This is a genomic window from Spirosoma gilvum (assembly GCF_054776815.1).
This window is the reverse complement of sequence record NZ_BAAHBH010000006.1, coordinates 317,548-341,648: the sequence shown is the minus strand read 5'-3', so window position 1 is coordinate 341,648 and position 24,101 is coordinate 317,548. Positions and strand designations below refer to the sequence as shown.

At 49.8% G+C, this 24,101-nt stretch carries 21 protein-coding genes and 1 tRNA gene; 9 read left to right on the top strand and 13 right to left on the bottom strand.

Translation table 11 applies throughout. The features are described 5' to 3' along the window. Positions 1 to 52: 52 nt before the first annotated feature. From ACYVFD_RS17925 to ACYVFD_RS17905, 5 genes are all read right to left on the bottom strand, one after another. Positions 53 to 1,408, bottom strand: coding sequence for a DUF3748 domain-containing protein (locus ACYVFD_RS17925; RefSeq protein ID WP_461091728.1), 1,356 nt, complete (start codon positions 1,406 to 1,408; stop codon positions 53 to 55). 42 nt (positions 1,409 to 1,450) lie between these two features. Next, positions 1,451 to 2,098, bottom strand: coding sequence for a gluconate 2-dehydrogenase subunit 3 family protein (locus ACYVFD_RS17920; RefSeq protein WP_461091727.1), 648 nt, complete (start codon positions 2,096 to 2,098; stop codon positions 1,451 to 1,453). Beyond that, positions 2,095 to 3,840, bottom strand: a complete 1,746-nt coding sequence (locus ACYVFD_RS17915) for a GMC family oxidoreductase (RefSeq protein ID WP_461091725.1) — start codon at positions 3,838 to 3,840, stop codon at positions 2,095 to 2,097. The genes ACYVFD_RS17920 and ACYVFD_RS17915 overlap by 4 nt, the downstream gene beginning before the upstream one ends. Positions 3,841 to 4,067: 227 nt before the next feature. After that, entirely contained in the window at positions 4,068 to 4,685 is a 618-nt protein-coding gene (locus ACYVFD_RS17910; RefSeq protein ID WP_461091724.1) for a DedA family protein, read from the bottom strand. Positions 4,686 to 4,836: 151 nt separating this feature from the next. Beyond that, positions 4,837 to 5,034: a hypothetical protein gene (locus ACYVFD_RS17905; RefSeq protein ID WP_461091723.1), complete on the bottom strand. Its 198-nt coding sequence runs from the start codon at positions 5,032 to 5,034 to the stop codon at positions 4,837 to 4,839. A gap of 458 nt (positions 5,035 to 5,492) precedes the next feature. Here ACYVFD_RS17905 and egtB point away from each other — a divergent pair, with 458 nt between their 5' ends. From egtB to ACYVFD_RS17880, 5 genes are all read left to right on the top strand, one after another. Next, complete coding sequence (gene egtB / locus ACYVFD_RS17900; RefSeq protein ID WP_461091722.1) at positions 5,493 to 6,671, top strand: ergothioneine biosynthesis protein EgtB; 1,179 nt, start codon at positions 5,493 to 5,495, stop codon at positions 6,669 to 6,671. Positions 6,672 to 6,678: 7 nt separating this feature from the next. Next, the gene (gene egtD / locus ACYVFD_RS17895) at positions 6,679 to 7,647 is read left to right on the top strand and encodes an L-histidine N(alpha)-methyltransferase (RefSeq protein ID WP_461091721.1); all 969 of its coding nucleotides are present in this window, start codon (positions 6,679 to 6,681) and stop codon (positions 7,645 to 7,647) included. Positions 7,648 to 7,784: 137 nt separating this feature from the next. Then, a complete protein-coding gene (locus tag ACYVFD_RS17890) occupies positions 7,785 to 9,644 on the top strand; it encodes a patatin-like phospholipase family protein (protein WP_461091720.1) in 1,860 nt (619 codons plus the stop codon). Positions 9,645 to 10,237: 593 nt separating this feature from the next. Next, positions 10,238 to 10,792, top strand: coding sequence for an RNA polymerase sigma factor (locus ACYVFD_RS17885; protein ID WP_461091719.1), 555 nt, complete (start codon positions 10,238 to 10,240; stop codon positions 10,790 to 10,792). A 314-nt stretch (positions 10,793 to 11,106) separates the two neighbouring features. Next, entirely contained in the window at positions 11,107 to 11,496 is a 390-nt protein-coding gene (locus ACYVFD_RS17880; protein ID WP_461091718.1) for a DoxX family protein, read from the top strand. 51 nt (positions 11,497 to 11,547) lie between these two features. Here ACYVFD_RS17880 and ACYVFD_RS17875 read toward each other — a convergent pair whose 3' ends face one another. Together ACYVFD_RS17875 and pdxH are read right to left on the bottom strand one after the other, a co-directional pair. Beyond that, a complete protein-coding gene (locus ACYVFD_RS17875) occupies positions 11,548 to 13,110 on the bottom strand; it encodes an MFS transporter (RefSeq protein ID WP_461091716.1) in 1,563 nt (520 codons plus the stop codon). Positions 13,111 to 13,261: 151 nt separating this feature from the next. Continuing rightward, positions 13,262 to 13,903, bottom strand: a complete 642-nt coding sequence (gene pdxH / locus ACYVFD_RS17870; protein ID WP_461091714.1) for a pyridoxamine 5'-phosphate oxidase — start codon at positions 13,901 to 13,903, stop codon at positions 13,262 to 13,264. Between the two features lie 94 nt (positions 13,904 to 13,997). On the opposite strand from pdxH, the gene ACYVFD_RS17865 reads away from it, so the two are divergent. Beyond that, complete coding sequence (locus ACYVFD_RS17865) at positions 13,998 to 16,304, top strand: DUF349 domain-containing protein (protein ID WP_461091712.1); 2,307 nt, start codon at positions 13,998 to 14,000, stop codon at positions 16,302 to 16,304. 147 nt (positions 16,305 to 16,451) lie between these two features. Further along, positions 16,452 to 16,535: transfer RNA gene (locus tag ACYVFD_RS17860), tRNA-Thr, on the top strand. Positions 16,536 to 16,873: 338 nt separating this feature from the next. On the opposite strand, the gene ACYVFD_RS17855 is transcribed toward ACYVFD_RS17860, so the two are convergent. Beyond that, positions 16,874 to 17,170 carry a hypothetical protein gene (locus ACYVFD_RS17855; RefSeq protein WP_461091710.1) on the bottom strand — a complete coding sequence of 99 codons (297 nt, stop codon included), beginning with the start codon at positions 17,168 to 17,170 and terminating at the stop codon, positions 16,874 to 16,876. Between the two features lie 91 nt (positions 17,171 to 17,261). On the opposite strand from ACYVFD_RS17855, the gene ACYVFD_RS17850 reads away from it, so the two are divergent. After that, positions 17,262 to 18,182 (top strand): LysR family transcriptional regulator, encoded by a 921-nt coding sequence (locus ACYVFD_RS17850; RefSeq protein WP_461091708.1) that lies wholly within the window; start codon positions 17,262 to 17,264, stop codon positions 18,180 to 18,182. Here the strand turns inward: ACYVFD_RS17850 and ACYVFD_RS17845 are convergent. The 5 genes from ACYVFD_RS17845 to ACYVFD_RS17825 all read right to left on the bottom strand — a co-directional run bounded on the left by ACYVFD_RS17845 (position 18,148) and on the right by ACYVFD_RS17825 (position 23,091). After that, positions 18,148 to 18,327 (bottom strand): hypothetical protein, encoded by a 180-nt coding sequence (locus tag ACYVFD_RS17845; RefSeq protein WP_461091706.1) that lies wholly within the window; start codon positions 18,325 to 18,327, stop codon positions 18,148 to 18,150. The genes ACYVFD_RS17850 and ACYVFD_RS17845 overlap by 35 nt on opposite strands. 9 nt (positions 18,328 to 18,336) lie before the next feature. Continuing rightward, the gene (locus ACYVFD_RS17840) at positions 18,337 to 18,579 is read right to left on the bottom strand and encodes a hypothetical protein (protein ID WP_461091705.1); all 243 of its coding nucleotides are present in this window, start codon (positions 18,577 to 18,579) and stop codon (positions 18,337 to 18,339) included. A gap of 73 nt (positions 18,580 to 18,652) precedes the next feature. Continuing rightward, positions 18,653 to 19,531 carry a DUF6671 family protein gene (locus ACYVFD_RS17835; protein WP_461091704.1) on the bottom strand — a complete coding sequence of 293 codons (879 nt, stop codon included), beginning with the start codon at positions 19,529 to 19,531 and terminating at the stop codon, positions 18,653 to 18,655. Beyond that, the gene (locus tag ACYVFD_RS17830) at positions 19,480 to 21,747 is read right to left on the bottom strand and encodes a DUF2309 domain-containing protein (RefSeq protein WP_461091702.1); all 2,268 of its coding nucleotides are present in this window, start codon (positions 21,745 to 21,747) and stop codon (positions 19,480 to 19,482) included. The genes ACYVFD_RS17835 and ACYVFD_RS17830 overlap by 52 nt, the downstream gene beginning before the upstream one ends. A gap of 9 nt (positions 21,748 to 21,756) precedes the next feature. Further along, positions 21,757 to 23,091, bottom strand: coding sequence for a proton-conducting transporter transmembrane domain-containing protein (locus tag ACYVFD_RS17825; protein ID WP_461091700.1), 1,335 nt, complete (start codon positions 23,089 to 23,091; stop codon positions 21,757 to 21,759). A gap of 103 nt (positions 23,092 to 23,194) precedes the next feature. Here ACYVFD_RS17825 and ACYVFD_RS17820 point away from each other — a divergent pair, with 103 nt between their 5' ends. Next, entirely contained in the window at positions 23,195 to 24,037 is an 843-nt protein-coding gene (locus ACYVFD_RS17820; RefSeq protein WP_461091699.1) for a LysR substrate-binding domain-containing protein, read from the top strand. Positions 24,038 to 24,101: the final 64 nt, after the last annotated feature.

Genomic DNA, 24,101 nt, shown 5'->3' with positions numbered 1-24,101 from the left:
GAATGACAGAAAACTTCTATTACAGTGTAATAACTAGCCTAGAAGTAACGGGTCAAAATCCTGTTAGCTGAAACACCTGTATATAACGCCCGGCAGCGGTTGAAACATACCGGTTGTACGCGATTCGATCTCCTTTATTGGACCACACTACGCCATTGATCGGTCGCTGCTCATCGGCCGAACGGGGAGTAAGCCGCCGGAATTCCCCACTCGTCAGATCACTCACAAAGATGCTGTTATCAGCCGCATAAGCAACCTGTTTCCCATCCGGACTGAAGTTGAACGTTGTCTGGATGGAGAACGGTTGGTGGGTCAGTTGACGAATGGGACCACCGTTGGGCGAAACCCCGAAGAGCTGGATCAGACCAGCAGCATCTTTCGCTAAGAAACCAATGAGGGTACCGTCGGGCAAGCTTCGCAACCAGTGCCGAGGACCTTCAATCCCGTGTTTGGTGAACGTAATCCGACGCTGCCTGACACCGGCGGGTGGATTGGGGCGGGTTGTTGCGGTGCCTTCCAGCGGTTTTCCGGGAACAGCCTTAGTCAGATCGTCGGGTAGATCAGCCACAAATACTTCCGTTACAAGTTGATTTTCCTTATTCCGAATATTACCCTGAAACGCTATGGTTCGTTTTTGCCAGCTACCATCGGCTTTACGGTATCCGTCATTACCAATCCAGGTTTCATCAAAAGCTCGCTCAATCTCGTCACTACCTGGCTTCGGCTGCTCAGTCACCTGAGCAATAACAGCAGCAAACCACTCTCCATCAAAACAGTCCGCATCATTCGAATCATGCACCTTTACAGAATGAGCTGGCACTAAAACTCCCACCGTCCGAAGATCCTTTACGGCTGGGTTGGTTTGGGAAAGCCGCTCCATGACTTCATCATTATACGTAAAGCTAATCCAATGTCCGTCTCCACTCCACTGATGCGCGTGCGTTCCCCCGCGTAGAGCACCCGGTACAAACGGAGCCGTAAGGCATCGGCCATCCAAAAAATGGGGTTTCTGCGGTTGATCGACAGCGACCAGCACACCGGTTCGCCGACTCATTGCATACGGGTAGCGGGCATCCGCGTTTCTAAGCCCATGTAAAAACAGAACCTTTGATTCGTTGGGCGAAAAAGCGACAGCACCCGCTCCTGGCCCATTTTCGGTTTGGCTGGGCGTTCGGTAAAGCTGGCGTATTTCTTTCGTGTTCACATCAACCAACTCAATGGAACTGGTCTGGCCTAAACCCGTATCGATGTTGCGCGTATCATACACAATCCAGTGATCGTCGGGCGAAAAAACCTGGTTATTATTCAGCGTATGACCTTTGGCCTCGAAAGTCAGTTGCGTTTCAATTGGCATTGTCGATTGTTCCCCTTCCAGTAAAAGTCCTAAAAGAAGGACCCAAGCGGGCATCAAGTTTGGTAAAAAAGACATGCAATTCCTGGTTTTCAGCCGTTAGCCCATATCCGCATAGTGGACATCGGAGTCAAAGCTTAGCCCAAACTGATCCAATACATCCTTCGGAGGGCCAGCCCACTGATGAGGAGTATTCCCCATATAGCCAAGATTGGCGATACCGGCTTTGCTGGTGAAGTACCCGGCTGCTGTCAGGTTGCGCATGCGTGAAAAGAAGGCTACGCCTGGCGACATCTCAGGCCTGGCTTTAGCCGGATAGGCGATATCATCCACTAAGGCAATGCGTTGGGGTGCTGTACAGTCTGTAAATGGCTTTCCAAAGCGGTGGCGGCATTCATGATCCAGCCAGCTCAGCCCACCGCGAACAGGCGTCTGCATATCGGGCTGGTCTTTGAGCATAAACTCAATAAACAGCGGCACACCTACCTGGGAAGCGCTAGGTGAATGGGCATCGGCTGGCAGAATAATATCGCATAGTAACGCAACCGTGGCCAGTTCATGAGCTGTCAGAAATTTTGCCGTTTGTAAAGAGCTGTCTCTGCGTTGCTCATCGGGCGACTTACCACCCTTAAATTCGGTTACCACTGGCTTAGGCAACGGGGCTGTTGGTGAAGCCTCTGAAGTTGTAGCAGCCGGTAAACTCAGCGTAGAAAGAGGAATTGCTTTTAGAATGTCCCGGCGGTTCATAGCGCTTTCGTTTTGATTTGATCGATGATATAGTCGGAAGTCCGCATGGAAGAGGCCAGAATGGTCCAGGTCAGGTTTTTATCGCCCTGTGATGGGAACGCAGCCGCATCGACGACAAACAGGTTTTTCACCTCATGCGCCTGCTGAAATGGGTTGAGTGCCGAGGTTTTGGGGTCTTTCCCCATTCGAATCGTTCCGGCTTCGTGAATGATCCGGCCGGGAGCTTCCAGCCCATAGTTCCGGTCGGCACCGGGAGCCGGGCCAATTCGCTGTCCACCCATCGCGTGAATAATTTCATCGAAGGTTTGCTGCATATGACGGGCCTGCTTTACCTCATAGTCCGACCATTTATAATGAAACCGCAAGGTCGGAATGCCGTATTGATCAACCCGATTTGGGTCAATTTCGCAATAGTTGCTTTCCAGCGGCACCGGCTCTCCCCGACCTGCCATCGAGACAAAAGCCCCATAGTATCGATGGTAATCTTCCTTCAAACTGGCACCATACCCACCGGCTTCTTTCTTTTTACCGCTCTTGTCAGTCATAAGACCATTGTAGGCTTCAATACCACTCATGAAGTTGTAATCGGGCATGCGCATCCCTCCCCCATATTCGATGTGGTACCCACGTGGGAAATCCAGCTTTTTGTTATCGAGCCACCAGGGAGTATAAATATGACAGCTCTGAGCCCCATCTTCATTGTATCGTTTGCGGTTCATCAGGGCGGGCACGAAGCCAGACATGGACGCTCCCGTTGAATCGTTCAGGTATTTACCGACCACCCCCGACCCATTGGCCAGGCCCTGCTGAAATTGGGAGGACTTCGAGTTTAACAGAAGTCGGGCCGACTGGCAGGTGCTGGCCGCCAATACGACTATCTTACCCTTAACGGTTCGTTCCTGTAAACTCGTTTTGTCGACATACGAGACACCCGTACACAAGCCGCTTTGTGGGTCCGTCAACACCTCACGGGCCATGGCATTATTGATGAGCGTAAGCTTACCGGTTTTCAGGGCCGGAATAACCAATGCCGACGACGATGAAAAATCGGCATAAGCCGAACAGGCCCGCCCGCACTGGGCGCAATAAAAGCAGGTTCCTCGTTCCTGATTGATGGGCTTGGTCAGTACCGCCAAGCGGGACGGGAAGACCGGGACACCAACGCTGCGAGCTGCTTTGGTAATCATCATTTCGTGCAGTCGAGGTTTCGGGGGCGGCAGAAAAAAGCCATCGGGCTCATTTGGCAACCCAACATTGGTACCAAACACCCCAATCAGTTTATCGACCCAGTCGTAGTAGGGCTTCATGTCGTCGTAGCCAATGGGCCAGTCGACACCAATTCCGGAAAGACTATAGCGACGGAAATCATCGGGTCCAAATCGCAACGAAATCCGCCCCCAGTGATTGGTTCGCCCCCCCAGCATTTGGGATCGGAACCAATGGAATTCGGTACCAGATTGAGCCGAATAGGGCTCACCCTCGATTTGCCATCCACCCCAGGCCGCGTCGAAATCACCGAACGGCCGAACGGTATTGGCCCCTCGCCGGGGTGATTCATAAGGCCATTTAAGTTGCGTAATATACTTGGGGTCGGCGGGGTCGAAATAGCCTCCTGCTTCCAGCAGACAGACCGTGGCACCGGCTTTGGTAAGTTGATAGGCGGCCATGCCTCCGCCAGCTCCAGAGCCTATGATTATTACATCATAAGCCGATAGCTCCTTTCCATTCAGATTACAAGACATATACTAGTTAGTGGCCTGACGAGATAAGGCCCTATACTGTATACTACTGACCTATGGGTTAATCGTACCTTTCTTTTGCCAAAAAAATTATCAACCCACAGCTGGGAGAGCTGGAGAGTATTCGTGTGGGCTTTAATCAGGCACGAAGGATCATACCCGTTGATCTTGACAAGGAGCGTCAATGGTACTGGGAAAGACCCAGCAGCACAAATAGGATCTTATTCAATTCAACTCTGCTCTAGCTGACTGGATGGGTACTCAACCATAGCGTTACCAATAGTTTGTTTTTTTAAGCGAGATCGTCTGGCTAGTTGAAAAATAAGACAGCCTCCCCCTACTACCACCAACACAGACAGGGCCATCATTTCGGAGGGTTGAAGACTATTGTAGAGTTGCTTAAGTCCCTGGACCAGGCTGTCTCCTAAAAGAGCCACTGTGATTGCCCAGACCAGCGCCCCCAGTGCGTTGTAGACCATAAACCGGCCCGACGAAAAGCCCGCCAGTCCCACAGCAGCGGGTATAGCTCCCCGTAAGCCATAGAGCGCCCGAAAGCCTACCACTAGACCCGTACCATAGCGATTCATTAGTCGCTCAATTCGCTGGTAACGATTCTGCCAACGAGGTCGTGAGCTGATAAATGTACTGCCGTAGCGATAGCCCAGCAAAAAACAGAGCTGCGTGACACAAAACGAAGAGAGAGCAGCCAGGCCAATGACGGCGGGCAGCGAAAAATATCCCTGGTGAGCCAAATAAACTCCGACCAATAAAAAGGCTTCACTTTCCAGTAGCACCCCAAGAAACAGAATGGGATAGCCATAAGTGAGCATGAGTTCCTGGAAATCCATAGTTCATTAGAAAGTTGTTCTCTAATAAAACCGACTAGATGTCAAATGGTTATTTCCAGGATGACTTTGCCTGCTATAGACTTTTCACTGGAAAAAATCCAGTATACTAAAACGCCGAATACTACTTACAAACGCGTACTTATAAAACGCGTCAAATTCCAACACGCACTCGTGAAAGCCGAATATCTGGCCGCTTGAACTGGCGCTGCATTTCGGCGAAGACCCAATCAATCGCTTCGTCTGGGTCCGTAGCCGCAATGGACACATCGCCATTTTGGCAGATCTGTTGATTCGTCCCATCCAGGACGTCAAATACAATGCGAAATAACTGTTTCTTCTTCGATCCCATACTATAATAATGGCTAAATGGACAGCTCAACCAATTACATCTGACCCTAAAAACATAGTGTTTAGTAAGGCTAGCGTACTATCGATCCTGATCCTGAAAACTACCGCTTGACAAACATACGAATCATATATTTCAAATAAAACATATAGCAAAATAATATCATAAAGTAAGAATCAGTATGAATTACTTATTTCCTAGACAAACTGGTGGCACTTATGCCAGTTAATAGTACCATGCGAGATATATTATGGCCTGACAGGCATCTCGCTAAGCGATTTGCTGGCCACACCCTTGTATGTATTTGTTACCTTTGAGAACAACACCTTTAGTTTAACGAATCAGTCCAAAGTACCGGATTGATCCATCAGTAGAGAACTGAAGCAGGCTGTTTTATGCCATTCAGCATTCAGGCTAGCGACTGACTGGGTTAGCCTATAGATTTAAGAAAAAAGAAGCAGATGGAGTTAGTACAACAATACAAACAAGTAAGAGCACGTAGTGAAGCGATTTGTCGGGGACTTCAGGCCGAAGATTTTGTAGTTCAGCCGGTAGTCGATGTTAGCCCACCCAAATGGCACTTAGGCCATACCACCTGGTTTTTTGAAACGTTTGTCCTGGTGCCCCATGCTGCCGGTTATCGGGTGTTTAATGAGCAGTATAATTACGTCTTCAACAGCTATTACGAAACAGTAGGCGCACGGGTAGTACGTACAGATCGAGGCAACCTCTCCAGACCCTCAGTGTCCGATGTGATGGCCTACCGGGCCTACGTCGATGCGGCTATGCAGGAGTTTCTGGCGGAAGAAAGTCAAATTTCAGAAGCCTTAAAAGCCATTATTGTATTGGGCTTTAATCATGAAGAGCAGCATCAGGAGTTGCTGATCACCGATATTAAATACATTTTGGGTAATAATCCGCTGTTACCCGCGTACCCAACCAGTTATCCCAAACCGGCTGTCCCCGACATCACTGGAGAGCAATGGATCAGCTTGCCGGAGGGTGTTTACACAATAGGTGCTGAAGGAACCGACTTCTGCTTCGACAATGAGTTGGGGCGGCATAAGGTGTACCTGGCCCCGTATCAAATCCGGCAACAGCTCGTCAGCAATGGTGAGTACCTGGCTTTTATGGAGGCTGGAGGTTATCAGGATTTCCGTTACTGGCACGCCGAAGGCTGGGATTGGGTCAAAACACAGCGGGTGCAGGCACCAATGTATTGGTTTCTGGTCGATGGCGTATGGCATCAGTATACAGCCGAGGGTCTCAAACCCCTCCCACTCGATCAGCCGGTCTGTCATGTGAGTTATTTTGAGGCCTGGGCTTATGCCGGATGGCGGGGTTTCAGGCTACCTACCGAAGCTGAATGGGAAACGGCCCAGGAACAGTTTGAGTGGGGTTCTCGTTGGGAATGGACCGAAAGTGCTTATCTGCCCTACCCAGGCTTTACCAAAGCCGAGGGTGCTATCGGGGAGTATAATGGTAAATTCATGGTCAATCAGATGGTGCTTCGTGGTGCCTCCGAAGCGACCACACCCGGCCACAGCCGCCCAACCTATCGGAACTTTTTCCATGCTCCCTTACGCTGGCAATTTACTGGTATACGACTAGCCCAATCGCTTTCATCAACACCTTTTTAAAACAGTAATGAATCAAACGCTTGTAGAAAGTCCTTTTCGAACCGATGTGCTAAAGGGGCTATCGGCTTCCCCTAAATACCTGTTGCCAAAATACTTTTATGATGCCACGGGTGACGAGCTATTTCAGCAAATCATGCACTGCCCGGAGTATTACCTGACGCGGGCTGAGGCCGAAATTCTTATGCTGCAAAGTGGGGCTATTCTCGAACGATGCGGCAAATCGATTCAAGGTCTGTTCGACATCGTTGAACTGGGGGCGGGTGATGGTTTCAAAACGGTTCATCTGCTGAGAGAAGCCCTGAGAATGGGGTACAGTCAACGGTATTATCCCATTGATATTTCCACAAGCATTGTAGACTATCTGAGCCATACCCTGAGAACCAAACTGCCCGACTTAGAGGTGATCGGAATGGCTGGTGAGTATATTGAGATGCTAGAGCAGGTACAAGCCCAGACAGAACTACCCAAACTTGTTTTGTTTCTGGGCGCTACCATCGGCAATATGCTGCCCCACGAAGCAGTTCAGTTTCTTCAGCAGGTAAAGGGAGTCTTACGGCCAGATGACTACCTGTTGATAGGCTTTGACTTAAAAAAGAACCCACAAACGATTCTGAACGCCTATCATGATAAAGGTGGCCTTACCAAAGCCTTTAATCTGAATCTACTGCACCGCATCAATCGGGAATTAGGGGCCGATTTTAAAACCCATCAGTTTGAACACTTTCCAGTGTATGACCCAATATCGGGTAGTTGTAAAAGCTACCTCATAAGTCGTTGCGCTCAACAAGTAACCTTTGATGACGGCACGGCGATTACCTTTGCGCAGGACGAACCGCTCTATATGGAAGTGTCTCAGAAATACAGCCAGGCGGAAATCCAGGACCTGGCTATAGAGGCAGGCTACGAACCGATCGACGCCTTTCTGGATTGTCGACACCAATTTACTGACGTACTCTGGCGTGTTGGCGATTACTGAAAAAGGGCTTATTTGGGTATCTACGAGGCAACATTAGACGAGATTTGTAACCTGCATCATGAAGGATTGATCGTTCAGGTTTGATTTTTGAGTTGGTAGTGCTTTCATAAATCTACTCACGTTACTACTTACAAAAAATGCGACAAGATGGGTTTCTGTATACCGCTTTGACCAGTGTTTTTGGCGAATTTGATGATCGTTATTTTGCGTTAATTGAACCTAAACTTGAATGGGTTCAGATCAGTGGGGGCGATGTGCTGTTTAACCAAAATGACCCCGGCGACGCTATGTATTTTGTCAGTAGCGGTCGATTGCAGGTTTTTGTGAATGATCGCGAAGGAAACCCAAGGATCATCGGCGAGGTGGTGCGGGGTGGTATTGTGGGTGAAATGAGTATTTTGGCCAATGAACCCCTTTGGGCTACGGTCGTGGCCTTACGTGATAGTGTCCTGATAAAGCTCTCGAAAGAGGTTTTTGAGCTACTCATTGCCACCTATCCAAAGGCGATGATTAATATCAACAAACTACTAATTGAGCGGCTTAAGTATGCGAATAGCCCCCATAAATCCCTGGCGAAGCGGGCAAACATTTGCCTGCTTGCCCTTCACGAAGGTATTAACCTTGAGCAGATAGGACACGATTTAGGGCAGTTACTCCAGCAGAAAAGTAGCGTTTACACCGCATCCAGTAAAATTGCGAACCAGGTGTTTCAGAACGATATAGCCCAGACGGCTAAAATAGACTGCGAAGAACACTGGCAACTTACCTACTGGCTTGAGGACCAGGAATTACAGCATAATTTTTTGATTTTGCTGGCCGATAAACCGATACCACACGCCGGGTTTAGCGAATGGACACGGCGGTGCTTACGGGAAGCGGATGAGATTGTGCTGATTGCCGATACACAACAATCTCCCCAGCTTACCCATGCTGAAAATCACCACCAGTTGGCGGAATTGGCTACTGATCGCAGGCAGACCTTGGTACTGGTACACCCCGCCCACACCATTATCCCCCACCATACAGCTGATTGGTTGCGGCACCGGCCATTGGTAAAACAGCATTATCATGTTCGACAGGGTTTGTCGCGTGATATAAGTCGTCTGGCCCGAATACTGAGTGGAACAGCCATCGGCCTTGTACTGGCTGGGGGTGGCGCTAAAGGATTCGCTCATCTGGGCGTCTTCAAAGCACTTCGGGAGTTTGATATTCCGGTTGATTTTGTAGGGGGCACCAGTGTAGGGGGCCTTCTGGCAGCTACTATCTCGTTCGATCAACCGCTGGATATCACACAGCAGTATTTACAGAAAGCAGCGTTTTTTAACCCTACCAAAGATTACAACCTGCTCCCATTGATTTCGCTTATTCAGGGAAAGCGAATCGACCAGATGATTCAGGACACGGTCAGGGCTTTTATAGGAACCACCGAAGCAGATATTGAAGATACATGGTTGCCCTTATTCACCATATCGAGTAATTACTCGTTAGCCCGCGAAGAAATCCACACACGAGGGCCGCTGGTTAAATACCTGAAAGCGACGACAGCTATTCCAGGCGTATTTCCCCCAATTATCGATGGCGATAATCTGCTGGTCGATGGGGGCATGTTCAATAATTTCCCGGTAGATGTAATGAGTCGAATGCCCATTGGCAAAGTAATTGGCGTTGATTTGAGTATCGATAAACCCCGTAAGATGACTATCGATGCCATACCAAGCTCAACCGAACTGCTGCGCGACCGGCTCCGCCCTAAAAAGCAGCGAAAATACCGACTCCCTTCGCTACTCTCGATCATGTTCAATGCGACCCTATTAAGTAGTCTGGCCCGGCGCAACGAAACCAAACAACACCTGGATCTCTACTTTAATCCTGACGTAACTCAGTTCGGGCTATTACAGTGGACATCATTCGATAACGTGGTCGAAATGGGCTATGAGCACGCCATAAATCTGTTGCGGCTAATGGACGAAGCAGAACTGGCCACCTTTCGGGGATAAATTCACCCGGAAGATGTGCTGTTCTTCCTGCCTGATCTTAAACCTGATTAGACTTTTGGTTCTGTAGAACCTGTAAGAATCTTTTTTGTCATTCCGAGGAACGAGGAATCTTCGGTTGAGGAGATGTTTGGTTTTCACCGAAGATTCCTCGTTCCTCGGAATGACAAAAATGGCTATTCCAGGAAAGTTTAAACCGCTTTCTTATCAAAATGACTGCAACAGCCCAAGCGATGAGGAATTTAATGTTTCAAAAAGCTCGATCAATCACAAAACAACCACACAAATTAACACACTGTTCAGGTAATTTTGTATACTAATTCTAATTATAGAGAGCTACAAATATCGTTTATCACCCCACTCCCGCTATTAGCTTCTCAATTTTCATTTTATCTAATAGAATATAAAAATAATAACCTTATTCATGTATTAATATACTATTATAAATTATCGTTACACAAAATGTGCTAATAATTAGATTAATGGGACACAAGTACCGGTTTTTGAGATAAAATTACCGGCCTTTTTACCATGGAAAATGGAGTTTTGTACATCGGTTTTTACTACCGTATCCCCGTAACTCCATTCATACTACCATGAATCATTTATCACGTATTGTAAGTTACAATCATCCTTTGCCCTGTACCACATTAACTCATGAACATTTCGAAACCATTTACATCCGCTATGCCAGCAAAGTCTACCAGAAATGCCTGGCAATGACAGCCGACCCTGACATATCCCAGGACTACACGCAGGATATTTTCATTAAAGTATTTCATAAGTTAGACACCTTTCAGCATCGATCAAACCTGTCGACCTGGCTTTATTCGGTAACTCATAATTATTGCCTGGACCAATTACGCAGTCGCCAACGTCGGCAAGTGCGGTCGCTCTCAGAAGAGGATGACTATACGAATGATCAGGAAGACGAAATCTCTCTAGAACAGCAGTTTTATCAACTACACCAGATCATTGAAACCCTGCCCAAACTTGAACAACGATTAATTCGCATGCGCTATGAGCAGGGGATGGATTTACAGTCGATCGCCAATCAACTGAAATTGAAACTGAGCGCGGTAAAAATGCGGCTGATGCGCAACCGCAGAAAGATCCAAAAGCTTTATAATGAGTTAAACCCGCAGAATTAATATATTTACTTACCCATTAAAGTTACTTAATAGAATTCTATTCGTCTAACTGGCTGAATGGAGTATGACTTGTGGCGCTCATTTATCAAACGATAATAAAGTAGTGTATCCACATAGTCATCACCTTAAAAACGGAACAAAGAGCTGCCAATTGGTGGCTCTTTGTCTTTTCCCTACGGATACAGAATCGCTTTCTTAAACCTATGCCGGTAAAACAGGTTAATCATTTTACCAGCATAAAGTTGTTGACATCAGCAGTACTGCTAAAAACAGCTCAACGGCTCTGATCACCAGACTCGATAACCAGAAAGGCGATGACCGATAAAACCCTAAAAAAAATAGCGAGAATTGCTTTAGGAAGCAGTTTAGTAGCGGCTGGCATCAGCCACCTCACCGTTGCCCGAAAGGAATTCCAGGCTCAGGTGCCCGATCCCATTCCTTTACCAAAGGATGATACCGTTGTGTATTCAGGCATTGCCGAAATCGCTTTGGGTAGCAGCCTGATTTTAACCGACAACGCCTATCAAGGGCCGGTTGGAAAAATTGCCGCCACTTTCTTCACTGCTGTTTTTCCCGGCAATATTTCCCAATACGTACACAAGCGCAATGCATTTGGCCTTAACACGGATACTAAACGATTTGTCCGCTTATTCTTTCAGCCTGTACTGGTTTATTGGGCACTGAAGAGTACCGACAATATCTAATCGTAGCGGTTGCGGCCCCTGTCCCAACAAAGCGCTGCGTTAGCCACTCGTTCACTCGTCCACTCGTTTATTCTTTAAGTAAATAACCCCAATCACCAGACAAACACTGGCAACCAGAATAGGATACCAGAGCCCTTCCAGATAAGGCTTAGGTACAGAGCCTGGCACTGCTTCGTTGGCTTTGGTAGCCGAAGCCACCAGGGCTGTTGCAATAAATGGGGTCAGCCCCCCGAAAATTCCGTTGCCAACATGGTAGGGTAACGACATTGACGTGTAGCGTATTCGGGTGGGAAACAGTTCGACCAGGAACGCAGCAATCGGCCCATACACCATGGTCACATACATCACCTGCACGAAAACCAGCAGGACCATTAGCCAGAAGCTATTATTGGGCAAAACAACCGATTTAGAAAGCTCGGACTTAGACGTTGCTGTGGTCGCATCAGGGCGGGTAACGGTCCGTTCGATATCTTTGGCAACGAGACCATCCGAATAAAAATGGGTGGTCGTCATCGTTGTAACCAGGTTCCCGTTGTCCTGCTTGGCCAGTTTCCGATCGATAGTACGGGCGTCCGTAAACTCTTCCCGCTGACTAAGATCAGCCAGATTAAACATTTTTTCGTAGATAGGCCGGTATGTCAGAACGCCCAGCGCCATGCCCGTCAGCATAATTGCCTTCCGGCCAATCCGATCGGATAGACGCCCGAAAATGACAAAGAATGGGGTAGCTCCCAGCAACGCAATGGCCACAATTACATTCGACTGAACGAACTCGACATTGCAGGCTTTTTGAAGAAACGACAACGCATAAAACTGCCCTGTGTACCAGATAACGCCCTGACCCGCCGTAGCGCCAAACAATGCCAGCAGCACCATTTTCAGGTTTTGCTTTCTACCAAAGCTTTCGGCCAATGGGTTTTTCGAGACTTTACCTTCGGTTTTCAATTTGGCAAATAGGGGTGATTCGGCCATACGCATCCGAATAACAATGGATACACCGACCAGCACAATCGATAGCAGAAACGGCACCCGCCAGCCCCAATCCGAAAATTTATCAACACCCAGCGATTCGCGGGTAAGCAAAATCACACCCAACGACACAAACAGGCCCAGTGTAGCGGTTGTCTGAATAAAACTGGTGTAATAGCCACGTCGTCCTTCGGGCGCATACTCGGCTACAAACGTGGCGGCCCCGCCATATTCTCCCCCCAGCGCCAGCCCTTGTATTAGCCGCAATAACAGCACTAACAGTGGAGCCCAGAATCCAATGGTAGCGTATCCAGGAATCAGTCCAATGGCGAAGGTTGACCCACCCATCAGCACCAGCGTGACCAGAAAGGTGTATTTACGACCGACCAGATCGCCCAGTCGCCCAAACACCAGCGCGCCAAACGGACGCACCACAAAACCAGCCGCAAATGTCGCCAAAGTCGATAAAAGCGCAGCCGTCGGGTTAGCGGTCGGGAAAAACTGAGTAGACAGAATAGCGGCTAAACTGCCAAAAATGTAAAAATCGTACCATTCGATCAGCGTTCCGACCGAAGAAGCCGAAATAACGCTGAATAAGGTCCGATTATCAACCGCCTTTTTGCTGTTGGCTTTCTTCGAATTCATGGAAGGAGTCTTTTGCCGAAAAGCAACCAATGGGTGGATTTTACCGTACTACTGATTGAATGATTGAATGATAGAATTGTTGAATGATTGAATTGCTGGAGCAGGTATTATTCAATCATTCAACAATTCTATCATTCAATCATTCAATCATTCATGGTGACAGCCGCTCAATGACCCATGCCCCATCTGCTTTTCGATACCGAATACGGTCGTGTAATCGGCTGGGGCGTCCCTGCCAGAACTCGATGGCGTCGGGTACTACCCGAAAGCCTCCCCAATAGGGCGGGCGCGGTACAGTCTGACCGGCAAATTGCGCTTCGAGTTCACGCTGACGGCTTTCCAGCACCGCGCGACTGTCTATCACCTCCGATTGGTGTGAAACCCACGCACCAATCTGACTGCCGCGAGGGCGAATGCTGAAATACGCGTCCGATTCCTCACTACTTACTTTTTCAACCCACCCTTCAATACGAATCTGGCGTTCGAGTTCGGGGTAAAAAAACGTAAGGCAGGCAAATGGGTGCCCGGTCAGTTCACGTCCTTTTCGGCTTTCGTAGTTTGTGTAAAAGGTAAATCCAGCGTCCGAAACGTCTTTTAACAGCACAATTCGCCCGTCGGGTCTCCCTTCATTGGTCACCGTGCTAATGTGCATAGCGTTCGGTTCGGGCACCTTCGCTTGTAAGGCCGCATCGAACCAAACGCGAAACTGAGCAACCGGATCAGGTAAAACATCCGCTATGTCCAACCCGTTCAGGGTGTATTCATTTCGTAAATCACTAATTGCTGAGGGCATTATATAAAGGTCATTAACGGCTTTTCAATGTCTGTACTACAAGAAAATCCGTATATTATCGTACTTTTGCAAAAGTAATCGGTACGTTCCCAACATGGCAAACCAAGAACAGGAAATTAACCAGCAACCAGAAACCACTAACCAGGCCACTGGATCGCTGGAAGTGAATACTCCCGAAGATACCAACTCTACCCCCGAAACCACCGTCGAGGGCCAGGAAACTACGCCCGAGAAGGCAGAAAATTCAACTACACCAACTGCTGAAAACCAATCAGAAACTGGAGTTGATAGTACGTCTGGTGCTGAACCAACAGCCGTAGCTACCACCGAAGATTCAGTAGAAGCTACGGATGAAACTCCATCTCCTTCTGCGTCAGTTGACGATACGCCCGCTGTGGAACCTCCTGTTTCAGAAACGGAATCGGTAGACGAGCCCGTTGTGGAATCGCCCGCTGTCACAGCCAGCGAAGTCCCCACTATTGATGAATTGCCGGCTGAAACCCTAGCAGCCCCGGTAGCCGAAACGGACGGAGCCCCGGTTGATCAAGAGCAACTCGCCAATGAGTATGCTGATGTGCCTGAGACCGATGAGGAAACCGTCGCTGCGCCAGAGGCCGATTATAGCCATTTCTCGAAACTGGATTTTGTTAACCTGCTCGAAACCCAACTGGCCACTGTTAGCCTGGCTTCGGTGACCCCTGGCGATTTCAAGAAGGCCGATCAGGTTCTTAAAGAGGTGAAACCGCTGTTCGATCAGATGAAACGGGCCGAGCGCGAAGCCGCTTTGCAAGCTTATATCACCGAAACAGGGGCAGATGAAGGATTTGAGTACAAATATGACGACGCGGTTTCGCGGTTCGACGAACTGTATAAGCAAATCAAGAGTCTGAAAAATACGTACTTCCAGAATCTCGATAAAGCAAAAGAAACCAACTTTGCCTCGAAAACGGACTTGCTTACCCGGCTTCGCGAACTGGTAGAAACCGACGAGAATAACGCGGGCGACCCTAAAGCTAGCTGGAATGAGTTCAAGAAAATCCAGGACGAATGGAAAGCGGCCGGGAATATGAACTCTCCGCATAATGCTACCCTCTGGGCTACTTACCACGCATTGGTTGATCGGTACTACAGCAACCGGAATATTTATTTCGAGCTGAAAGAGCTGGATCGGAAACGCAATGCAAGCCTGAAAGCGGAAGTTATTGAGAAGGTCGAAGCAATGGCTAAAGCTTCGGAAGAAACCCCCGTTACCCGGCAAACCATCGACGAGGCTAATGCCTTGTTCGAAGAATATAAACACATAGGGCCAGCCCCAAAGGCTGAGCAGGAAGTGCTGTGGGGCCGGATGAAGACTGCCCTCGATGTTCTCTACGAAAAACGCCGGGGACAAACCAACGAGCAACGGAAAGAGTCGGCGCAATTGTACGAAGAGAAGTCGGCCATCTATGAAGAGCTGGTCCCAATTACCTCCTTCACATCGAACAGCATTAACGACTGGAACGATAAAACGAAGGTCGTTATGGCGTTGCAGGATCGCTGGAATGCCATTAAGGGACCCATGCCCCGCGAAGAAGGTAAGGAACTTAGCAAGAAATTCTGGGCAGCCCTAAAAACATTTTTCCATAATAAAGGCGAATTTTTCCGGCAACTCGAAAGCAAGCGTGAAGAAAACCTTCGGGCTAAAACGCAGCTTTGCGAGCAGGTAGAAGCCATTCTGGCATCGGGCGAAGAATCACCCGAAATCACGCAAACGGTTATCGAACTCCAACGCCAGTGGAAAGCCATTGGTCAGGTACCTGAGAAGCAGAAAAATACCATTTTCGATCGATTCAAAGCGGCCTGCGATGCCTTCTTCAATAAGAAACGGTCGAAAAATCAGGAAACAGAGCGTGAATTTGAAGAGAATTTAGCGCAGAAAGTTGCCCTGATCGAACGAATCGAAGCGGCTGCCAGCGCCAATGCCGATCTTTCTGAGTTGAACGAGTTCAAAAAAGAGTGGAATTCGATTGGCTTTGTTCCGAAAAAGGACATGCAGGCGACCCAGAAACGCTATATCAACGCCATCAACGCGCTGGTTGGGGCCACTGGTAAGATTCCGGCCAAAGATAAAGAACGCATTATGCTTCAAAGCGAAGCTGAGGCTACCCGGTCGGGAAGTTCGCGTGGTGGACGTGATTTCAACCGTGGCGATCGCGATGGAGGGGGTAACAAACGAGAAAACGATATCCGACGAAAAATTACGGCGATCGAAAACGACATTGCTACCTATCGGAACAACATCGAATTCTTCGCCCGCTCGAAGAATGCCGATAAACTCCGGGCCGACATTGATAAGAAAATCTCCGAGGCCGAAAAGCAATTGGACGACCTTCGTCATCAGCTACGTGTAGCCCAGGCGTAAAAGAAGTTTCAAGTTTGAGATGTCAACTTTCAGGATGCTGGTTCATAATCTCTTTCGCGTCAGCAACCTGAAACTTGAAACTAAAAAATAAACTTGGGCTTGCATTAAATAGAAAATAACTCTATTTTTGCACCACAATTCAGGATCGCCAGTGTCGGATAGCGGTCGATTCCGCCTGATTTGTAATCAGGATGCGCAAGCGCGTCGGGGGTTCGAATCCCTCCACTGGCTCTCTCAAAATCAAGCACTTACGTTTTTAGCGTAAGTGCTTTTTTATTTCTGTTGCAAAACATATTTGCAGGTAAGGCCAAAGCTAATTATTCCCTTAACAGCTATTTGAAATCCAATCAAACTTCCGAGTACTTTGAGACTTATTGGTAGAAATGGTCTTTACTATAGGCAAGTCTTTGAATTGCGAAAGTAAACAGTAAGGATAGACCAAGCTCTTTTTATAATTTTTTGAATGTAATTGCTATTTTGATACATTCATATTGTTTGCCCTTATGCTACAGATACCGTATTGCATTAAGAATGATGGCCCTGAAGGTAATCCCCATCATAAAAAGTGCTTAGTAACTAAAGGCCAATTGCTCATTGCCTACGTATATCTTTATCTCGGACTGAATACGGATCGTTTCCCCACTTTCAATTCCTTTTAACCAGGCTAATACTCTGGCTTTATCAGCTTTTAAGACCTCCAATCGTTTTAAGGAATCGGTATGTTCTTTCCCTTTCCTTTCCATGTGTGAAAAGTTTTTCAAATCATGGAAGTTAATCTTATAGGTCAGTAAGCCGCATAAGATTTCTCGGGCATCCTCAGGTGTAAATACCCCCTCAATTAGTTTCAGATCAATTTTATGTTCCATAGTAAACGTTACATTAGGTATGGTACAAAGGTGGCTAGTTTATAATATAAATGAAAATTTATATTTTTGATAGAATCCATAAATTATTTTTATGAATTACACCTTACACCAACTACAGGTATTTCTCAAAATCGCACAAACGCAAAGTATCACTAAAGCGGCTGACGAGTTATACCTAACCCAACCGGCCGTTTCGATTCAGCTTAAAAACTTTCAGGATCAGTTTGATATTCCTCTGACAGAGATAATCGGCCGCAAACTGTATCTGACCGATTTTGGCCGGGAGATTGCCCAGGCCGCCGAAAAAATCGTGAACGAAGTCTATGCTATCAATTATAAAACCTTGTCCTATAAAGGTCTGCTGTTTGGCCGACTTCGCATCTCCGTGGTATCGACGGGCAAATATGTGATGCCTTATTTTTTGGCGGGCTTTATGCAGGCCCACGAAGGGATTGATCTGAAAATGGACGTAACCAACAAGCAGAAGGTATTGGAAAGTCTGGCCAGTAATGAAGTTGACTTTGCGCTTGTCTCGATAGTACCCCAGCAATTAGCCGTTCAACGCATCGAATTAATGCCCAATAAGTTGTATTTCGTGGGGGGAGCCAATAGCATTCAGCAAACCCAGGTGCTGGAGCCTCAAGCGTTAAAAAACCTCCCGTTAATTTACCGGGAGGCTGGTTCGGGAACGCGCTACATGATGGAAAAATTTATTGCCGACAACCAGATTCAGGTTCGTAAAAAGCTGGAACTGACATCAAACGAAGCGGTGAAACAGGCAATTATGGCTGGGCTGGGCTACTCCATCATGCCCCTGATTGGTATCCGGAGTGAAATTCAGCGCGGTGATTTGACAATTATACCGGTCAGCGGGCTACCACTGCAAACCTCGTGGAACCTTATCTGGCTGAAAGATAAACCGTTTTCACCCGTTTCACAGGCGTTTATGAACTATCTGGAACTGAATAAAGCGCTAATCATATCCGAACGGTTTGCTGGTTATGATCGGTAATAACGATGTCGATAGATATAGCGGCCGGAATAAACAGAGCGGATGGCTGCCCTGTATCGGACGACTGGCGGCTGATCACCTGCTTCGGGCAACTACAGACGGACCGCCTTAGGTCAATCAGGGCCCAACGAATACAGATTTTCATTCCGTTTGTTTAGGAATCAGAAACAAGCTTTATCCAGCCATGGCTAATCAAATCGTCAATGAAATGCTCACCGGTGTCGGTACGCAGGGGTAATCCATGGGTGGTTTCCCTGAAACGAGCGGCAAACAAAGCCATAAATTCAGCTTGGGAACCTGTCACCGGTAGCCGACTCAACTTCATAAGTTGATCAAGGAGTTCGCTGGATGAACTGACCCGTAAATAAATTGGGGTACTGTCTGGCAAGTTGGGCATAAGCATTTTTTTATTTTTCAGGTGAGGTCTGACTCGTTTCCTGAAGTGATCAGTATGGCTCAGTGTAGCCTACCTATGGATTGCATACCGGGCACTGACCGGGATCAGCCACGCTAAGACCATCTGAACGGCCGCGACGCTGCGCATAGGCACAGCGGACGCAGCCCTCAACTTCCGTCTGGATCAGGGCGGTGGGGGTTCCGCAGTTTCCACAGGGTAGGCCAGCTTCAACCCGGATGCGTCCCCAGCCGGGTAGGCGACAAGCAGGACACTCCTGAGCCAGCCGCTGGGCCAAATGGGTGGCCAATTCACCAATCACCTCCCTGCGCGTAGGGTTGAATGGCGCCCGCATGTCGGTTTCGACCCATAAAGTTCCGTGTGGAGAATACCACCGACACTCTCGAAAGGCCGCTTCCAGATCTGGCAGTGACTGGATACCCTTTACGACAGGTAATTGGGTAGCCCGGTTATTCGGCCGAACAATGAGCGCATGAGAAGGAAATCCGGCCAGCTCAGCGAATGCCAGCAGCGCTTCCCAAGAGTTTACCTGACTCATTCCATAATTGGTCTTCTCACTGAGCAGGGAAACAGACAGGTGAAACCCTCGTTTTCGGTCGATGAAATATAGAATTTCCTCGTCGCCAGCCAGAAAGGGCAGAAACGGATGAGGGCCGAAACTCCCTTCGCTAGCCAGGACATAGTCTACTTTGTCGCCGAGTTTTTCCAGCCCCCACTCGCATTTGCGCCGGGCACAATCGAGCGCGCTGCCTTTGCGCTCCACCTCCCCGGAAAATGTTCCCCACTGGTCCGTATCGACCACGTATTCCACCATACTCGCACCCAGATGCTTCCAAAAGGGGGGAGCAATGGAAATGGACTTGGCATGCTTGGTGAGTAGGATTATGCAGCTTCCGGCATAAACGGATGCGTGCGTTGGCTTACAGACTGCCATACAAAATCACGGGTTAACAGATAGCTTTGATTCGTTTCCGGGTCCAGACAGGCGAGCTGCACCCAGCCGTTGCCAAACAGCTTTTGCAGGACCGGCTGGGTCTGAACAATCGTATCCAGCAACGGGCGGGGGGCATACACTACTGTCATCAACCGCTGGGGCTGGTGATAAGCCTGTTCGTCGGTGGCGTATACCGACTGCAACGGCAGTCCCGTCATCAGGTCACTGCCATTGCCCTGCATGATCCCAATTTTGCCGGTAACGTTTTGGGTTACCTTGCTCCCCCCGCCGTAAGCTACATTATCCAGGGTCGAAAATAGGTATTGTGTGTTGATCCACTGGGCTACCACCATCGGCGCCGTCAGTATGGTCGTCAGGGCGGTTCCCTGTGGGTCCTGTTCATAGTCGTAGGAGTGCAGAAAGCAGCGACCTTCCAGATGTAAAGGGGCCGTTAGCGCCCGGGGAGCTACGATAAAAGCCGCATTGCGGGCCAGCCCCCATTCCGGACGGACCTGCGCCCAATCCACCGACCGCAGCCGGGCCTGCTCGGCGACATCTCCCATCTGTGGTTGGCGGGCCAACTGGCGGAGCCGCTCCTGCGTATTGAGTTGCCGGGCTTTGGCCAGGTTTTGGTTGAGTGGCTCAAGCTTCCCGGCGGGCAGATCGCCAAAGAGCGTAACTTCATCAGTGGTTGTATTGTGCTCAGCGGCCAAAAACTGCGTGGTGTCGGGAATCGCGATGCCCTGTTGGCGAAGATACCGCCTTACCTGTGGTTCGTTGAGCATATCGGCCAATACCCGGGCGTTGCTGCCCCCGTGCCGACCACCACAGGCCCCACAATCGAGGGCGGTGGCATAGGCATTATTCTGGGTTGAACTACCGTGTCCACAAAACACAATCAGAGGAGCGAAATGGCCGGTAAGTCCCATGGTCCGCAGCGCTCCTTCGGCATAGCGGCATTGATCCGTCAGAGCAATCGTGTCTTGCGAAGAGCAGACCGCCACCGGGTTTCGAATCGAGTCGACAAGCCGGGTTTCCAGCCGGGACGCCAGGCCGGGTGTGAGGCTGCGCATTCCCATCCAGAAACCACTCCCAATACCCAGGCTCTCGACCAGGGCAAAGGGCGTGGTAAAGGTATACTTCAGCGACTGATAGAGCTGCCGCAGGGTTTTCAGTCGGCCATAGCCTTTGCGATCCTGTTGCTGCTGGACCGTACTGCCGCAGGGCGACTCGTAGACCGTATGGCTTGGAGAAAGCAAAACCGGGCAGGACGCATACGATTCGCCCGTCACCGTATCATTGACCTGAATGGGAACGCCGAAGAAGCCTGCGAAGCCCAATGTCTGATAATCACCGGTTGCTTCCAGTGCCCGGCGAAAAGGCTCCGAGCGGACATCGATGCAGAAAACAAACTGCGCTTTGGGTACGCGTTTGGGAGGCAGGGTCTGAGCCGCTAATTGCGCCAGTAGGGGCTGACGAAACGCCCGTTCCGCTTGCTGCAAAGGCTCCAGAGGATTGTGGCTGGCCTGTGCTTGTTTCAGCACCTGCTGGTGCCAGGCTAGTAGGGTTCGGGCCTGGGGCCACAGCAACCGGGCGATAGTCACACGGAGAGCCAGGTACTCCAACTGAGTGACCGGATGGGGATGATGGGCATCCAGCCCGGCCCAGTCGGTACGGTAGCGGATAAAGGAAGCCCAGCCCGGCAACGTGGTCAGCATCAGCGTCAGAAAGGTCTCCTGCTCGCCCGGCTGGATGGCTAACTCGCGCAGTGACGCCAGCAGAGCCTGGGCCGGGTCCTCGGTCAGGCGGGCCAGCACCTGCTGTTTCCGGGCATCCTGGCCATGTAAGCAGGCATCATGAAGGGCGAGTTGGCGCCAGGCGGCATACAACCCTTGCTGTCGCATGGGCATGGGGATTGTCGCCTGTCCCTCGTCGAAAAAGAGCGCCAGCCATTTGATGGTTTGTTGGTTGACAGCGTCCATGCCGTGTGGCAAGGTAGCTTGCTGAAAATAGGCGCATCCCAGCGCCAGGGCTTCTTCAATGGGAAGCTCTTCAAATCCCTGAAGGGGGTTAACCGCAATCAGGTTCTTGAGTGGCCAGAAGGGCGCTATTTTTTGAAAGCTTCGGGCCACTTGTTCACCTAGCTGATCGGTAATCTGATTTTCGAGGGGAGCCATCGCGGTTTTGGATGGCGGGGTTAACAGATTGGTTTCCATAGTCGATTTTTAGTGATAGTGGTACTGGTTGCGGTGCGTGGTAATGGTGGCTGGATGGGGCTGACTGGCGTTTAAAGCCCACATGTAGCCTTTCAGCATCCAGCCCGGTAATGACCGGGGTTGTCGAAACAGTAGCCTACCTAACCAGGCCAGCGTGAGTACGCCCAGCCCAGCGACATGAATACCCGTCAGCGGCTGCGGTTTCATCAATCCCAGAGGGGCCAGGTACCCCGTGATGAGTTGCACACTGCTTCCATAAGCCAGACCTGCCAGTACAGTACCGATGAGGGCTATGGGTAGGGTTCGTAGGGAATTGGCCTGCAGCAGCGGCAGGGCAAATTGGATACCCGCTAGAAAAGCCACTCCGATCAATACCAGGGTCGTATCGCCCGCCAGCCAGGTTTTTCCGCTGGCCTGCGCAAAGCTGACGCTACCCGCCAGGCCGCAGAGCAGGGCCGCTAATAAAGCCCCCGGGCGGGGTGGGTAGCCGGGGGCCATGCGCTTTTCCTGAGCGGCACTCCCACTCGAGAGGAACAGGTAGGCTTTGAAAAGCCCATGGCAGACCAGATGAGCCACCGCAGCCGGAAACAGCCCCAGCCCACACTGGAGTACCATAAACCCCATTTGTCCCATGGTTGAGCAGGCCAGCATCCGTTTCACATCCGGTTGCATGAGCTTCCAAAGCGTACCCAGCCCAGCGGTCAGTAGCCCCACCACGGTTAGCAACGTCATCAGGAAAGGACTTTGCCCGTAGAGGGGGGCAAAGCGGACCAGTAAAAATCCCCCTCCGTTAATGAGTCCCGCGTGCATGATGGCCGAAACAGGCGTTGGCGATGTAAGCGAACTGAGCAGCCAGCGGTGAAAGGGCCAAATGGCCGACTGCGTCATAACGCCTACCAGCACGAATCCTAAAGCGAGTTCTACCTGAGGAGCGAGTGTAGGCTGACGAAGGAGTGCCTGGAGACTGGTTTCACCCGTAGTCAGGTAAAACAGGCTGAAACCTATGGCGATGCTAACGGCTCCCCCGGCAAAGTTTTTAGCCGCCAGCCACCCGGCCGTCTTTGCCGCTTTCCAGCCGGGCTTATGGATCATCAGCCTGACCAATAACGCGTTACTCACGCACCAGCAGACCAACAGCAGAGCCAGATGATTCGCACTGACCATCAACATGAGGGAGCCGATCAGGAAGCTAAGCCGGACAAAAAACGCCCGGTATTGCGTATCGCCTTTCAGGTACCGGTAGGCAAAGCTGCCTACGCATAAGCCAATAAATCCGACCAGCGCCATCATCAGAATTGCCAGCCGATCAAGCAGGAATAGACTACCAGGTGTAAAAAGAGTCATTTGGTATGTATTTATAAGTTATCTTTGTTTTAACGCTCAAATGTATTAGCTTTTCTAATATTAGAAAAACTCGAAATTCTAATAGTTTCTATTAGAAAACCTTATGAATATCGATACCATTGCTCTTCAGTGCTTTATTGCCGTGGCCGAAACAGGGAGTTTCACCAAAGCGGCTGATCGGGTAGGCCGAACGCAGTCGGCCATTAGCCAGCAGATGACCAAGTTGGAGTCTTTACTGGGAAAGTTGCTGTTGGTGCGGGGCAAAGCGTTCACGCTGACCCCGGAAGGAGAGATTTTTCTGGGGTACGCCCGCCAGATTTTCGCGCTGCACCGCGAAGCGTTGGACCGCTTTAAAGAACCCGAGCTCGAAGGCGAAGTACGATTTGGACTACCGGAGAATTTCGCTACGGTGTATCTGTCGGATGTACTGGCCGACTTTTCCCGGATTCATCCGCGTATCCTGCTCAAGATCGAATGTGATCTGACGCTCAATCTGTTTGACCGCTTTAAGCAGAAGGAGTTCGACTTGGTTCTGGTGAAAATGAATCGACCGGAGGATTTTCCCAACGGGTTGGAGGTATGGTCGGAGCCGCTGAAGTGGGTAGGCGATACCAACCTGATCGATCCAAACAAGCCCGTTCCGCTGGTGCTGGCTCCCCAGCCCTGCGTGTACCGGGCTTCGGCCATTCAGTCGCTGGAGAAGTCAGGTCGTAGCTGGCGGCTGGTTTTATCGAGCCCCAGTTACGCCGGGGCGGTGGCGGCTGTACGGGCCGGGATGGGGATTACGGTCATGCCCCAGACCATGATTCCGGGCGATTTGCAAGCCGTGGAGTCGTCGCTATTGCCCAAATTGGCCGATACCCATGTATCACTGATCAAGCATACGGCGACGAGCGCGGCTATCAATACGCTGGAAGAGTTTGTGCTGCGACGACTGAACCATTGAGGTTAACAAAGTAGCCCTGAACCGCTCACGACTAGCAGTTCAGGGCATACGAGCCTTATTTGGC

What these genes read in the sequence shown, in the direction of transcription:
- ACYVFD_RS17840 (WP_461091705.1), bottom strand. Translation starts at nt 18,579, where the DNA reads ATGCCCAACTTGCCAGACAGTACCCCAATTTATTTACGGGTCAGTTCA.
- ACYVFD_RS17920 (WP_461091727.1), bottom strand. Translation starts at nt 2,098, where the DNA reads ATGAACCGCCGGGACATTCTAAAAGCAATTCCTCTTTCTACGCTGAGT.
- ACYVFD_RS17835 (WP_461091704.1), bottom strand. Translation starts at nt 19,531, where the DNA reads ATGGCAGTCTGTAAGCCAACGCACGCATCCGTTTATGCCGGAAGCTGC.
- egtB (WP_461091722.1), top strand. Translation starts at nt 5,493, where the DNA reads ATGGAGTTAGTACAACAATACAAACAAGTAAGAGCACGTAGTGAAGCG.
- ACYVFD_RS17905 (WP_461091723.1), bottom strand. Translation starts at nt 5,034, where the DNA reads ATGGGATCGAAGAAGAAACAGTTATTTCGCATTGTATTTGACGTCCTG.
- ACYVFD_RS17925 (WP_461091728.1), bottom strand. Translation starts at nt 1,408, where the DNA reads ATGCCCGCTTGGGTCCTTCTTTTAGGACTTTTACTGGAAGGGGAACAA.
- ACYVFD_RS17830 (WP_461091702.1), bottom strand. Translation starts at nt 21,747, where the DNA reads ATGGAAACCAATCTGTTAACCCCGCCATCCAAAACCGCGATGGCTCCC.
- ACYVFD_RS17850 (WP_461091708.1), top strand. Translation starts at nt 17,262, where the DNA reads ATGAATTACACCTTACACCAACTACAGGTATTTCTCAAAATCGCACAA.
- ACYVFD_RS17855 (WP_461091710.1), bottom strand. Translation starts at nt 17,170, where the DNA reads ATGGAACATAAAATTGATCTGAAACTAATTGAGGGGGTATTTACACCT.
- ACYVFD_RS17820 (WP_461091699.1), top strand. Translation starts at nt 23,195, where the DNA reads ATGAATATCGATACCATTGCTCTTCAGTGCTTTATTGCCGTGGCCGAA.
- ACYVFD_RS17910 (WP_461091724.1), bottom strand. Translation starts at nt 4,685, where the DNA reads ATGGATTTCCAGGAACTCATGCTCACTTATGGCTATCCCATTCTGTTT.
- pdxH (WP_461091714.1), bottom strand. Translation starts at nt 13,903, where the DNA reads ATGCCCTCAGCAATTAGTGATTTACGAAATGAATACACCCTGAACGGG.
- ACYVFD_RS17825 (WP_461091700.1), bottom strand. Translation starts at nt 23,091, where the DNA reads ATGACTCTTTTTACACCTGGTAGTCTATTCCTGCTTGATCGGCTGGCA.
- ACYVFD_RS17845 (WP_461091706.1), bottom strand. Translation starts at nt 18,327, where the DNA reads ATGAAAATCTGTATTCGTTGGGCCCTGATTGACCTAAGGCGGTCCGTC.
- ACYVFD_RS17915 (WP_461091725.1), bottom strand. Translation starts at nt 3,840, where the DNA reads ATGTCTTGTAATCTGAATGGAAAGGAGCTATCGGCTTATGATGTAATA.
- ACYVFD_RS17880 (WP_461091718.1), top strand. Translation starts at nt 11,107, where the DNA reads ATGACCGATAAAACCCTAAAAAAAATAGCGAGAATTGCTTTAGGAAGC.
- ACYVFD_RS17890 (WP_461091720.1), top strand. Translation starts at nt 7,785, where the DNA reads ATGCGACAAGATGGGTTTCTGTATACCGCTTTGACCAGTGTTTTTGGC.
- ACYVFD_RS17875 (WP_461091716.1), bottom strand. Translation starts at nt 13,110, where the DNA reads ATGAATTCGAAGAAAGCCAACAGCAAAAAGGCGGTTGATAATCGGACC.
- egtD (WP_461091721.1), top strand. Translation starts at nt 6,679, where the DNA reads ATGAATCAAACGCTTGTAGAAAGTCCTTTTCGAACCGATGTGCTAAAG.
- ACYVFD_RS17885 (WP_461091719.1), top strand. Translation starts at nt 10,238, where the DNA reads ATGAATCATTTATCACGTATTGTAAGTTACAATCATCCTTTGCCCTGT.
- ACYVFD_RS17865 (WP_461091712.1), top strand. Translation starts at nt 13,998, where the DNA reads ATGGCAAACCAAGAACAGGAAATTAACCAGCAACCAGAAACCACTAAC.